Origin of the sequence: Serratia sp. MF1(2023) (assembly GCF_030954545.1) — a bacterium.
In the GTDB taxonomy this organism is placed as follows: domain Bacteria; phylum Pseudomonadota; class Gammaproteobacteria; order Enterobacterales; family Enterobacteriaceae; genus Serratia; species Serratia sarumanii.
Genome location: NZ_JAVHUX010000038.1, coordinates 126,427 through 139,515 on the forward strand (window position 1 = coordinate 126,427; position 13,089 = coordinate 139,515).

Here is a 13,089-nt window from a genome sequence, read left to right on the forward strand (position 1 = left end):
AAAAGGCGCCTTTGGCGCCTTTTTTCGTTTCTGCCGCCGGCGTTCGCCGGGCGGTTCTCAATATTCCCAGGTATCGGGATCGACACCCAGTTCGCGCATCAACACTTTCGCGGCTTCCGGAATTTCATCGCTGCGCTCTTTGCGCAGGTCTTCATCGTTCGGCAGCGGCTGGCCGGTAAAGGCATGCAGAAACGCTTCGCACAGCAGTTCGCTGTTGGTGGCGTGGCGCAGGTTGTTCACCTGGCGACGGGTCCGTTCGTCGGTGAGGATTTTCAGGACCTTCAGCGGAATGGATACCGTGATCTTTTTGACTTGCTCGCTTTTTTTACCGTGTTCAGCGTAAGGGCTGACATACTCGCCGTTCCACTCAGCCATGGGACACCTTAACTTTGTCAGAAAAATTACAAAATTCTAAAAACCGGCCAATTATGCCCGATCTTCACTGTTCTCACTAAATAAATGTCAATTTTACGCGACCAGGGTCACTGAATGCCCCGCCTCGGCCAGGCATTGCGGCTTAACATCTTATCGTCATGTCATATCGGCATAATTTTAGCGGGTATTGTGCCATTGCTCAATCTATACGCAGAGAAGTTTAGATGTCCAGATGTATTGACGTCTATCAATCCTGCGATTACTCTTTAGGCCTCATTCACCGAACCGAGAGCCGAGCGAGCCCATGACGCGTAAACCAGCCACGATTGCCGTACGCAGCGGCCTGAACGACGACGAACAGTACGGCTGCGTTGTCCCGCCGATTCATCTGTCCAGCACCTATAACTTTACCAACTTCAACCAACCCCGAGCCCATGATTACTCGCGCCGCGGCAACCCGACGCGCGACGTGGTGCAACGCGCGTTGGCGGAGCTGGAAGGCGGCGCCGGCGCGGTGATGACCGGCAGCGGGATGTCGGCGATCCATCTGGTGACCACCGTGCTGCTGAAGCCCGGCGATCTGCTGGTGGCGCCGCACGACTGCTACGGCGGCAGCTATCGGTTGTTCGACAGCCTGAGCAAACGCGGTGCCTATCGCGTGCTGTTTGTCGATCAGGGTAATGAAGCCGCCCTGCAACAGGCGCTGGCGCAAAAGCCGAAGCTGGTGTTGATCGAAAGCCCCAGCAACCCGCTGCTGCGGGTGGTGGATATCGCGGCGATCTGCGCCGCCGCGCACGCGGCGGGCGCGTTGACGGTGGTGGACAACACCTTCCTCAGCCCGGCCCTGCAACAGCCGATCGAACTCGGTGCCGATCTGGTGGTCCATTCGTGCACCAAATACCTGAACGGGCATTCGGACGTGGTGGCCGGGGCGGTGATCGCCAAAGATCCCGAGCTGGCGGTCGAGCTGGCCTGGTGGGCGAACAACATCGGCGTGACCGGCGGCGCGTTCGACAGCTATCTTTTGCTGCGCGGCATGCGCACGCTGTCGCCGCGCATCAAGGCGGCGCAGCAAAACGCTGAAGCGATTGTTGACTATTTACAGCAGCAACCGTTGGTGAAAAAGCTGTATCATCCCTCCCTGCCGGAGAATCCGGGGCATGAGATCGCCCGCCGGCAGCAGCGCGGTTTCGGCGCGATGCTGAGTTTTGAACTGGACGGCGATGAAGCGGTGCTGCGCCGTTTTCTCTCTGCCCTTGAGCTGTTTACTCTGGCAGAATCGTTGGGCGGCGTAGAAAGCCTGATCTCGCATGCAGCGACCATGACCCACGCCGGCATGGCGGCGGAGGCGCGGGCAGCGGCCGGCATCTCCGAGAGCCTGCTGCGCATTTCCGTGGGTATTGAAGACAGTGAAGATTTGATTGCCGATCTGGAACGCGCTTTCCAGGCGGCGGCAACGAGGTAAGCATGAATGCAATTGCTGTAGCAGGGCCGGTGAGTGGGCGTCAACTGCACAAGTTTGGCGGCAGCAGTCTGGCGGATGTGAAGTGTTATCTGCGTGTGGCCGGGATTATGGCGGAATACAGCCAGCCGGGCGACATGATGGTGGTATCGGCCGCCGGCAGTACCACCAACCAGTTGATCAACTGGCTGAAGCTCAGCCAGAGCGATCGCCTGTCTGCGCACCAGGTGCAGCAGACGTTGCGTCGTTATCACAGCGATCTTATCAGCGGCCTGCTGCCGCCGGAAAGCGCCGAGCCGCTGATCGCCGAGTTCATTCAGGATCTGGAACGTCTGGCGGTGCTGCTGGACGGCAAAGTCGACGAGGTGTGCTATGCCGAAGTGGTCGGGCACGGCGAGATCTGGTCGGCGCGCCTGATGGCGGCGGTGCTCAACCACCTGGATATGCAGGCGGCCTGGCTGGATGCGCGTGACTTCCTGCGCGCCGAGCGCGCCGCGCAGCCGCAGGTAGATGAAGGCCGTTCTTATCCGCTGCTGCAGCAATTGTTGGCTCAACATCCGGGCAAGCGCCTGGTGGTGACCGGCTTCATTTCGCGCAACGACGCCGGGGAAACCGTGCTGTTGGGGCGTAACGGCAGCGACTACTCCGCCACTCAGGTCGGCGCGTTGGCCGGCGCGGCGCGCGTCACCATCTGGAGCGACGTGGCCGGGGTGTACAGCGCCGACCCGCGCAAGGTGAAAGACGCCTGCCTGCTGCCGCTGCTGCGCCTGGACGAAGCCAGCGAGCTGGCGCGCCTGGCGGCACCGGTGTTGCATACCCGCACCCTGCAGCCGGTCTCCGGCAGCGATATCGATCTTCAGCTGCGCTGCAGCTACCAGCCGGAGCAGGGCTCGACGCGCATCGAGCGCGTATTGGCGTCCGGCACCGGCGCCAAGATTGTCACCAGCCACGATGACGTGTGTCTGATTGAGCTGCACGTCGCCGCTCAGCATGACTTCAAACTGGCGCAGAAAGAGTTGGATCTGGTGCTCAAGCGCGCGCAGATCAAACCGCTGGCGGTGGGCATCCATCCTGATCGCAATCGGGTGCAGCTGTGCTATACCTCCGAGGTGGTCAACAGCGCGCTGGCGACCCTGCAGGCCTCGGCGCTGCCGGGTGAACTGCACCTGCGCGAAGGGTTGGCGCTGGTGGCGATGGTCGGCGCCGGGGTGTGCAAGAACCCGCTGCACAGCCACCGTTTCTATCAGCAGCTGAAAGATCAGCCGGTCGAATTTATCTGGCAGGCGGAAGATGGCATCAGCCTGGTGGCGGTATTGCGCCAGGGGCCGACCGCGCTGCTGATCCAGGGGCTGCACCAAAGCTTGTTCCGCGCCGAGAAGCGCATCGGTCTGGTGCTGTTCGGCAAGGGCAACATTGGGTCGCGCTGGCTGGAGCTGTTTGCCCGCGAGCAGACCAATATTTCCGCGCGCAGCGGCTTCGAATTTATCCTGGCGGGGGTGGTGGACAGCCGCCGCAGCCTGCTGAACTACGAAGGGCTGGACGCCAGCCGCGCATTGGCGTTCTTTGAGGACGAGGCGCAGGCGCTCGACGAAGAGTCGCTGTTCCTGTGGATGCGCGCGCACCCGTTCGACGATCTGGTGGTGCTCGACGTGACCGCCAGCGAAGAGCTGGCCGGGCAGTATCTGGATTTCGCCAGCTACGGTTTCCACGTGATCAGCGCCAACAAGCTGGCGGGAGCCTCGTGCAGCGATACCTATCGCCAAATTCGCGACGCCTTCGCCAAAACCGGCCGCCACTGGCTGTACAACGCCACCGTCGGCGCCGGTCTGCCGGTCAACCACACGGTGCGCGATCTGCGCGACAGCGGCGACAGCATTTTGGCGATCAGCGGCATTTTCTCCGGCACGCTTTCCTGGCTGTTCCTGCAGTATGACGGCACGGTGCCGTTCACCGAGCTGGTGGATCAGGCCTGGCAGCAGGGGCTGACCGAACCGGATCCGCGGGTCGATCTCTCCGGCCAGGACGTGATGCGCAAGCTGGTGATCCTGGCGCGCGAAGCGGGCTACGACATCGAACCTAACCAGGTGCGGGTCGAGTCGCTGGTGCCGGCGGGCTGCGAGCAGGGCTCCGTCGATCAGTTCTTCGAGAACGGCGAGGCGCTGAACCAGCAGATGCAGCAGCGCTTTGAGGCCGCCAGCGAAATGGGCCTGGTGCTGCGTCACGTGGCGCGTTTCGACGCCAACGGCAAGGCGCGGGTCGGCGTGGAGGCGGTGCGTCCTGAGCATCCGCTGGCCTCGTTGCTGCCGTGCGACAACGTGTTCGCCATCGAAAGCCGCTGGTATCGCGATAATCCGCTGGTGATCCGCGGGCCGGGCGCCGGCCGCGACGTAACCGCCGGAGCGATCCAGTCAGACCTTAACCGGTTGGCGCAGCTGCTTTAATCCTCTGCGGGCGCGGGTTCACCGCGCCCCTTTGCTTTTCCTGCCATACTTATCCCTGCCGCCGTCATGAAATTCCCTCGTTGAGCGGGTGAAGATTAATCATCTTATTCCCCTCATTTTCCTGTTGACTCTTTAGCCAATATGCGGCATTTTCTATCTAGACGTCTAAACGTATAGACGCTCATCAAGATGAAAAAAACAGTGATTGATAAGAGGTGAGCAGGGTATGAGTTTTTTCCACGCAAACCAGCGGGAAGCGCTGAATCAGAGTCTGGCGGAGTTGAACGGCCAGATTAACGTATCATTCGAGTTCTTCCCGCCGCGCACCAGCGAGATGGAAGAGACCCTGTGGCAGTCGATCGATCGTCTGAGCATCCTCAAACCCAAATTCGTTTCCGTCACCTACGGCGCCAACTCCGGCGAGCGCGATCGCACCCACAGCATCATCAAAGGGATCAAGGAGCGCACCGGCCTGGAGGCGGCGCCGCACCTGACCTGCATCGACGCCAGCCCGGCGCAGCTGCGCGACATCGCGGCCGATTATTGGAACAGCGGCATTCGCCATATCGTGGCGCTGCGCGGCGATTTGCCGCCGGGCGGCGGCAAGCCGGACATGTACGCGACCGATCTGGTGGCGCTGCTGAAAGACGTGGGCGACTTCGACATTTCCGTCGCCGCCTACCCGGAAGTGCACCCGGAGGCGAAGAGCGCCCAGGCCGATTTAATCAACCTGAAGCGCAAGATCGACGCCGGCGCCAGCCGCGCCATCACCCAGTTCTTCTTCGACGTTGAGAGCTACCTGCGCTTCCGCGACCGCTGCGTCACCGCCGGTATCGACGTGGAAATCGTGCCGGGCATTCTGCCGGTGTCCAACTTCAAGCAGCTGCAGCGCTTCGCCACCATGACCAACGTGCGGGTGCCAAGCTGGATGACCAGCATGTTCGAAGGGCTGGACGACGATGCGGAGACCCGCAAAATGGTCGGCGCCAACATCGCCATGGACATGGTGAAGATCCTCAGCCGCGAAGGGGTGAAAGATTTCCACTTCTATACGCTGAACCGCGCCGAAATGAGCTACGCCATCTGCCACACGCTGGGCGTGCGCCCGGTGGCCGCCGCCTGACAGGCCTGTTTCATTGAAAAAGGGCATCGCTTACCGCGGCGCCCTTTTTTTGTGGGGAAGACAAGACATAAAAAAACGGCCCCGATAAACGGGGCCGCGATGAGGCTCACTAGCCGGTGTTGCGCATCCCGGCGGCGACGCCGGCGATGGTGACCATCAGCGCCTGCTCGACGCGGGCGTCCGGCTGCTCCTGCTGGCGCGAACGGTGCAGCAGCTCGGCCTGCAAGACGTTCAGCGGGTCGGTATAAACGTTGCGCAGCGCGATGGATTCGGCGATCCACGGCAGGTCTTCCATCAGGTGCGCATCGTTGGCGATGGTCAGCACCACCTTGATGTCGCTTTCCAGCTGATCGCGCAGCTGTTGGCCCAGCGGCCACAGCGATTTATCCACCAGGCGCTGATCGTAGTATTCCGCCAGCCACAGGTCGGCCTTGGCGAACACCATTTCCAGCATGGCGATGCGGGTGGAGAAGAACGGCCAGTCGCGACACATCGCCTCCAGTTCCGCCTGTTTGCCGGCTTTCACCGCCTCCTGCAATCCGGCGCCGGCGCCGAGCCAGGCCGGCAGCATCAGGCGGTTCTGCGTCCAGGCGAAGATCCACGGAATGGCGCGCAGGCTCTCTACGCCGCCGTTCGGCTTGCGTTTGGCCGGGCGTGAGCCCAGCGGCAGTTTACCCAGCTCCAGCTCCGGCGTGGCCGCGCGGAAGTAAGGCACGAAGTCCGGGTTTTCACGCACGTAGCCGCGATACATCCGGCAGGAGGTGTCTGACAGATCGTCCATCAGCGCCCGCCATTCTTTCTTCGGTTCCGGCGGCGGCAGCAGGTTAGCCTCGAGGATCGCGCCGGCATACAGCGCCAGGCTGCTGATGGTGACTTCCGGCAGGCCGAACTTGAAGCGGATCATCTCTCCCTGCTCGGTGACGCGCAGGCCGCCCTTCAGGCTGCCCGGCGGCTGCGACAGCAGCGCCGCATGCGCCGGTGCGCCGCCGCGGCCGATGGAACCGCCGCGCCCATGGAACAGCGTCAGCGCCACGCCGGCTTTTTCACAGGTTTTGATCAGCGCGTCCTGCGCACGGTACTGCGCCCAGGACGCGGCCATCACGCCGGCGTCTTTCGCCGAGTCGGAGTAGCCGATCATTACCATCTGTTTGCCCTGAATAAAGCCGCGATACCAGTCGATATTCAGCAGCTGGGTCATTACGTCGTCGGCGTTGTTCAGATCGTCGAGAGTTTCGAACAGCGGAGCGACCGGCAGCGCGAACGGGCAACCGGCCTCTTTCAGCAGCAGGTGCACCGCCAGCACGTCGGAAGGCGTGCGCGCCATCGAAATCACGTAGGCGGCGATCGAGCCCTGCGGCGCTTCGGCGATCACCCGGCAGGTTTCCAGCACTTCCTGCGTGTCGGCGCTCGGTTGCCATTTCAGCGGCACCAGCGGGCGTTTGGAGTTCAGTTCGCGGATCAGGAACGCCTGTTTATCGGCTTCCGACCAGCTTTCATAGTCGCCCAGCCCCAGGTAGCGGGTCAGCTCGGCGATGGCCTCGGTATGGCGGGTGCTTTCCTGGCGCACGTCGATGCGCACCAGCGGCACGCCGAAGCAGCGCACGCGGCGCAGGGTATCCAGCAGCTGACCGTTGGCGATGATGCCCATGCCGCAGGCCTGCAGCGATTGGTAGCAGGCATACAGCGGCTCCCACAGCTGCTCGTTGTTCACCAGCAGGTCGTGCGGCTTCAGCACGCGTTCGCCTTTCAGGCGGCCTTCCAGATAGGCCTGGGAGCTCATCAGCTGGCTGCGCAGCTGCTTCATGATTTCGCGGTACGGTTCCTGCACCTCGTCACCGCCGGCGCGGGCGCGCAGCTCCGGGGTGCATTCGGTCATCGATAGCTCGGAGACCAGCACCTGAATATCGCGGGTGAACAGGTCGCAGGCTTTCCAGCGGCTGAGCAGCAGCACATGGCGGGTAATTTCGGCTGTCACGTTCGGGTTGCCGTCGCGGTCGCCGCCCATCCAGGAGGTGAAGCGCACCGGCACAGCTTCCGCCGGCAGGCTGTAATCGATGGAGTTTTCCAACTGCTCGTTGAACTCGCGCAGGAACGCCGGCACGCCTTCCCACAGGCTGTTTTCCACCACCGCGAAGCCCCATTTGGCTTCGTCGATCGGGGAAGGGCGATGTTTGCGAATTTCATCGGTGTGCCACGACTGGGCCACCAGCTGGCGCAGGCGGCGCATGATCTTGTTGCGCTCGTAGTCGGCCAGATCGTTGTGATCGAGCTGGCTGAGACAGGTGTTGACCTCCACCAGCTTGTGGATCAGGGTGCGACGGGTGATCTCCGTCGGGTGCGCCGTCAGTACCAGCTCGATGGAAAGTTGCGACACCGCGTGCTGCAGCTCTTTGTCGCTGAGCTTTTTGTCTTTGAGACGGCTGAACAGCTGCGCCAGCGCTTCCGGGTTGCTGGCGGCTTCGCCGTTGGGCGAAATGCTGTGGTACTGCTCGGCGACGTTGGTCAGGTTGAGGAACTGGCTGAAGGCGCGCGCCACCGGCAGCAGCTCGTCGTTGGACAGGTTCTGCAGGGTGGAGAGCAGCTCCTGGCGATGCGCTTCGTTGCCGGCGCGTGAAGATTTGGAAAGCTTACGGATGGTCTCAACGCGATCGAGAATATGCTCGCCCAGCGCTTCTTTGATGGTATCGCCGAGCAATTTGCCGAGCATACTGACATTACTGCGCATTGCCGAATATTGTTCGTTCATATAACCCCTGACCCAGTTCTGTATGATTTTTATCTTGTAAATAAATTTCACGCGTCAGGCGCAGACCGCCTGCCTGATCACATCGCGTTCCTGTCCAATCGTCAATTGACACTATTTTTAGCAAAAAAACATCAAAATCGGCGCATTTTCTGAAATTTAATTACGCCGCATCGGTTATCAGCGTGGCTTATTTCGCCGTTTTCTACTTATTTTGAGTTAGGGGAAGCATAGCGCGTTTCCCCTGTTAAATGTCGGGTTTACTGCCGGCAAAAGTGATTGACCAGCTGGCCCAGCAGTTTGCGCGTCGGTTCGATAAACGCGGTGTCGATGTATTCGTCCGGCTGGTGGGCCTGATCGATGGAACCGGGCCCGAGCACCAACGTCGGGCAGACCTGCTGCACGAACGGCGCTTCGGTGCAGTAGTTGACCACCTGCGTGCGGGTGCCCAGCAGCTCCTCGATCACCGCCACCATGCGGTGGTCGGTCGGGCATTCGTAACCCGGCACCGACGCGTGCAGCTCTTCGATGGTCAGGCGGCCCGGCCAGCGTTGGCTCACCGGCTCCAATGCCTGATGCATCAGCTCGTTGATGTTGTCGAGCGTCATGCCGGGCAGCGGGCGGATATCCAGGTGCAGCTCGCAGCAGGCGCAGATGCGGTTGGCCGCGTCGCCGCCGCTGATATGGCCGAAGTTCATGGTGGGATAAGGCACGGCGAACGCCGGATTGTTGTAGCGCTCCTGCAGGGTTTTGCGCAGCTCCATCAGGCGGCCGATGGATTCGTGCATCAGATCGATGGCGTTGACGCCGCGCGCCGGATCGCTGGAGTGGCCGGACTGGCCGACGATGCGAATGGCGTTGGCCATGTGGCCCTTGTGTGCGCGCACCGGCTGCAGCGAGGTCGGTTCGCCGATGATGGCGAAATCCGGACGAATGGCGGTGGAGGCGGCGAAATAACGTGCGCCGGCCATCGTCGTTTCTTCATCTGCGGTCGCCAGAATGTACAGCGGCTTGGTCAATTTGCTCGCGTCGATGTCGCGCACCGCATCCAGAATAAAGGCGAAGAAGCCTTTCATGTCGGCGGTGCCCAGGCCGTAGAGCTTGTTGTCGTGCTCGGTCAGGGTGAAGGGATCGCGCGTCCAGCGGCCTTCGTCGTAAGGCACCGTATCGGTATGGCCGGCCAGCAGCAGGCCACCGCTGCCTTCGCCGATGCTGGCCAGCAGGTTGAATTTGTGGCGCGATTCCGGCACCGGCTGTACGTCGACGCGAAAGCCCAGGTCGGCAAACCAGCCGGCCAGCAAGTTGATTAACGCCTCATTGCTCTGATCGAGGCCGGCATCGGTGGCGCTGATCGACTTCGTTGCGATCAACGCCCGGTACAGCTCAATAAATGGAGGTAATTTCATCTTCACTGTTGACAGCCTTTGGTTAGGATAGTATCAATATTCATGCATTTATTTTGAATAAAAATACAGTAAGCCGACGCGTAAGGGAACCCGATACCCGGATGTTTATAAAAGCATCAACGCCAGGCTCCGTGGGTGAACGGCGCAACAACGCTGGCTAGCCCTGTTACCTGGGTCGCAAGCGACCGCACGTCAGTTTAGAAGGTGAAAGGCCACATGTTGAATACGCTGATCGTTGGTGCCAGCGGTTACGCCGGAGCGGAGCTCACGGCTTACCTGAATCGCCACCCACACATGAACATAACCGCTTTAGCGGTTTCAGCGCAAAGTGCAGATGCAGGAAAGTTGCTTTCCGATCTCCATCCCCAGTTGAAAGGCATCGTCGATCTGCCGCTGCAGCCGTTGACCGACGTCGCCAATGCGGCGCAGGGCATCGACGTGGTGTTCCTCGCCACCGCTCATGAAGTCAGCCACGATATCGCACCGGCCTTCCTGGCGGCGGGCTGCGTGGTGTTCGACCTGTCGGGCGCCTTCCGCGTGCAGGACGCCGATTTTTATAGCCAGTACTACGGTTTCGAGCATCAGCATGGCGCCCTGCTGGAGCAGGCGGTGTACGGCCTGGCGGAATGGCAGAGCGACAAGATTAAACAGGCGCAGCTGATTGCCGTGCCGGGCTGTTACCCGACGGCGGCGCAGCTGGCGCTGAAACCGTTGATCGAAAAACAGCTGCTGAACCTCGACCAGTGGCCGGTGATCAACGCCACCAGCGGCGTCAGCGGCGCCGGGCGCAAGGCCAGCATGACCACCAGCTTCTGCGAAGTGAGCCTGCAGCCATACGGTATTTTCACCCACCGGCACCAGCCGGAGATCGCCGCGCACCTGGGCGTGCCGGTCATCTTTACGCCGCACCTGGGCAACTTCCCGCGCGGCATCCTTGAAACCATCACCTGCCGCCTGAAGGCCGGCGTGACCGCGCAGGACGTGGCCGCCGCCTACCACGCCGCCTATGACGACAAGCCTCTGGTGCGGCTGTACGACCAGGGCGTGCCGGCGCTGAAAGCGGTGGTGGGGCTGCCGTTCTGCGACATCGGTTTTGCGGTGCAGGGCGAGCATCTGATCGCCGTGGCGGTGGAAGACAACCTGCTGAAAGGCGCGGCGGCACAGGCGGTGCAATGCCTGAATATCCGTTTCGGCTTCCCGGAAACCCAGTCACTCCTTTAAACCAGCGTGAGTAAACAGCAATGAACCCGTTAATTATCAAGTTAGGTGGCGTGTTATTAGACAGTGAAGAAGCGCTGGAGCGTCTGTTTACCGCGCTGGACAGCTACCGGCAGCAGCATCAGCGCCCGCTGGTGATCGTGCACGGCGGCGGCTGCGTGGTGGACGAACTGATGAAGCAGCTCTCTTTGCCGGTGGTGAAAAAGAACGGCCTGCGGGTCACGCCGGCCGATCAGATCGACATCATCACCGGCGCGCTGGCCGGCACCGCCAACAAAACGCTGCTGGCGTGGGCGATTAAACACCAAATCAACGCCGTCGGCCTGAGCCTGGCGGACGGCGGCAGCGCAGTCGTGACCCCGCTCGATCCGGCATTGGGCCACGTCGGCAACGCGCAGCCCGGTTCCCCCGCGCTGCTCAATACCCTGCTGAGCGCCGGCTACCTGCCGGTTGTCAGCTCCATCGGCATCACCGCCGATGGGCAGTTAATGAACGTGAACGCCGATCAGGCGGCGACGGCGCTGGCGGCGACGCTGGGGGCGGATCTGATCCTGCTGTCGGACGTCAGCGGCATCCTCGACGGCAAGGGGCAACGCATTGCGGAAATGACGGCGCAAAAAGCGGAACAACTGATCGCGCAAGGCATTATCACCGATGGTATGGTGGTGAAGGTGAATGCGGCGCTCGACGCTGCCCGCACCCTCGGCCGCCCGGTGGATATCGCCAGCTGGCGCCATGCCGATCAGCTTCCTGCTTTGTTTAACGGTGTGTCGATTGGCACCCGGATCCTCGCTTAATTTTAGAATTAGAAAGGAATAGATCATGCAAAACCAAGGCATCAAAAAAATCGTTCTGGCGTACTCCGGCGGCCTGGATACCTCGGCCATCATTCCATGGCTGAAAGAGAACTACGGCGGCTGTGAAGTGGTGGCGTTCGTGGCGGACATCGGTCAGGAGCGCAGCGATCTGGAAGGCGTGGAGCAAAAAGCCCTGCAGTCCGGTGCCTCTGAATGTCACGTGGTCGATCTGCGTGAAGAATTTATCCGCGATTACGTTTATCCGGTGCTGCAGACCGGCGCCCTGTACGAGGGCAGCTACCTGCTGGGCACCTCGATGGCGCGGCCGATCATCGCCAAGGCGCAGGTCGAGCTGGCGTTGAAAGTGGGCGCCGACGCGCTGTGCCACGGTGCGACCGGCAAAGGCAACGATCAGGTGCGTTTCGAGACCACCTACACCGCGCTGGCGCCGCAGCTGAAAGTGGTGGCGCCGTGGCGTGAGTGGAATCTGCGTTCCCGTGAAGCGCTGCTGGATTACCTGAAAGAGCGCAACATCCCGACCACCGCGTCGCTGGAGAAGATCTACAGCCGCGATGAAAACGCCTGGCACATCTCCACCGAAGGCGGCGTGCTGGAAAGCCCGTGGAATGCGCCGAACAAAGATTGCTGGGTGTGGACCGTCGATCCGCAGGAAGCGCCGGACCAGCCTGAGCAGGTGACCGTGACCGTTGAGAAAGGCCGCGTTGTGGCGGTTAACGGTAAAGCGCTGTCGCCGTACCAGTGCCTGGAAACCCTGAACGCGCTGGGCGCCAAGCACGGCGTCGGCCGTATCGACATCGTGGAAAACCGCCTGGTGGGCATCAAATCCCGCGGCTGCTATGAAACCCCGGGGGGCACCATCATGGTGGCGGCGCTGCGCGCCGTCGAGCAGTTGGTGCTGGACCGCGACAGCTTCAAATGGCGCGAGCAGCTGGGCCTGGAGATGTCTTATGTGGTGTACGACGGCCGCTGGTTTGCGCCGCTGCGCCGTTCGCTGCAGGCTTCCGCCGAGGCGCTGGCTGAAGAGGTGAACGGCGAAGTGGTGCTGCAGCTGTACAAAGGCCAGGTGACGGCGACCCAGAAAAAATCCGCCAACAGCCTGTACTCCGAAGAGTTCGCCACCTTCGGTGAAGACGAAGTTTACGATCACAGCCACGCGGGCGGCTTTATCCGCCTGTTCTCTCTGTCTTCACGCATCCGCGCGTTGAACGAGAAAAAGAATAAATAATCGATTGGCGTGACTCTGCAAGGGCGCAGCATGCTGCGCCCTTTCGCATAAAAATTCAGGAGTAAGATATGGCACTTTGGGGCGGACGGTGCACTCACGCGGCGGAACAGCGCTTCACGCACCTCCACCATCCGCCGCGGTTCCCTTAGCGCCTGGCGGAGCAGGACAACGTGGGCTCGGTGGCCTGGTCGAAGGCGCAGGTGACCGTGTCCGTTGAGAAAGGCCGCGTTGTGGCGGTTAACGGTAAAGCGCTGTCGCCGTACCAGTGCCTGGAAACC

9 protein-coding genes and 1 pseudogene are annotated in these 13,089 nt (G+C 61.5%); 7 read left to right on the forward strand and 3 right to left on the reverse strand.

The annotated features are described in order from the left end of the window. Positions 1-57: 57 nt before the first annotated feature. Positions 58-375: a met regulon transcriptional regulator MetJ gene (gene metJ / locus REA38_RS18425; protein WP_006317756.1), complete on the reverse strand. Its 318-nt coding sequence runs from the start codon at positions 373-375 to the stop codon at positions 58-60. Between the two features lie 304 nt (positions 376-679). On the opposite strand from metJ, the gene metB reads away from it, so the two are divergent. The 3 genes from metB to metF all read left to right on the forward strand — a co-directional run bounded on the left by metB (position 680) and on the right by metF (position 5,401). Further along, complete coding sequence (gene metB, locus REA38_RS18430; RefSeq protein ID WP_308886390.1) at positions 680-1,840, forward strand: cystathionine gamma-synthase; 1,161 nt, start codon at positions 680-682, stop codon at positions 1,838-1,840. Between the two features lie 2 nt (positions 1,841-1,842). Continuing rightward, positions 1,843-4,278, forward strand: coding sequence for a bifunctional aspartate kinase/homoserine dehydrogenase II (locus tag REA38_RS18435; protein WP_041037513.1), 2,436 nt, complete (start codon positions 1,843-1,845; stop codon positions 4,276-4,278). 226 nt (positions 4,279-4,504) lie between these two features. Beyond that, complete coding sequence (gene metF / locus REA38_RS18440) at positions 4,505-5,401, forward strand: methylenetetrahydrofolate reductase (protein ID WP_033649895.1); 897 nt, start codon at positions 4,505-4,507, stop codon at positions 5,399-5,401. Between the two features lie 109 nt (positions 5,402-5,510). Here the strand turns inward: metF and ppc are convergent, their stop codons facing one another. After that, positions 5,511-8,147, reverse strand: a complete 2,637-nt coding sequence (gene ppc / locus REA38_RS18445; RefSeq protein ID WP_033638623.1) for a phosphoenolpyruvate carboxylase — start codon at positions 8,145-8,147, stop codon at positions 5,511-5,513. Between the two features lie 257 nt (positions 8,148-8,404). After that, positions 8,405-9,550 (reverse strand): acetylornithine deacetylase, encoded by a 1,146-nt coding sequence (gene argE / locus REA38_RS18450; protein ID WP_033649896.1) that lies wholly within the window; start codon positions 9,548-9,550, stop codon positions 8,405-8,407. A 216-nt stretch (positions 9,551-9,766) separates the two neighbouring features. On the opposite strand from argE, the gene argC reads away from it, so the two are divergent. The 4 genes and pseudogenes from argC to REA38_RS18470 all read left to right on the forward strand — a co-directional run. Next, positions 9,767-10,771, forward strand: a complete 1,005-nt coding sequence (argC, locus tag REA38_RS18455) for an N-acetyl-gamma-glutamyl-phosphate reductase (RefSeq protein WP_103773248.1) — start codon at positions 9,767-9,769, stop codon at positions 10,769-10,771. A 20-nt stretch (positions 10,772-10,791) separates the two neighbouring features. Beyond that, complete coding sequence (gene argB / locus REA38_RS18460) at positions 10,792-11,565, forward strand: acetylglutamate kinase (RefSeq protein WP_033636427.1); 774 nt, start codon at positions 10,792-10,794, stop codon at positions 11,563-11,565. A 25-nt stretch (positions 11,566-11,590) separates the two neighbouring features. Next, on the forward strand, positions 11,591-12,811 hold the full coding sequence (locus REA38_RS18465; protein ID WP_019452247.1) for an argininosuccinate synthase: 1,221 nt from the start codon (positions 11,591-11,593) through the stop codon (positions 12,809-12,811). A gap of 68 nt (positions 12,812-12,879) precedes the next feature. Further along, a pseudogene (locus REA38_RS18470) lies at positions 12,880-13,026 on the forward strand (argininosuccinate lyase); the annotation flags it as partial. Positions 13,027-13,089: the final 63 nt, after the last annotated feature.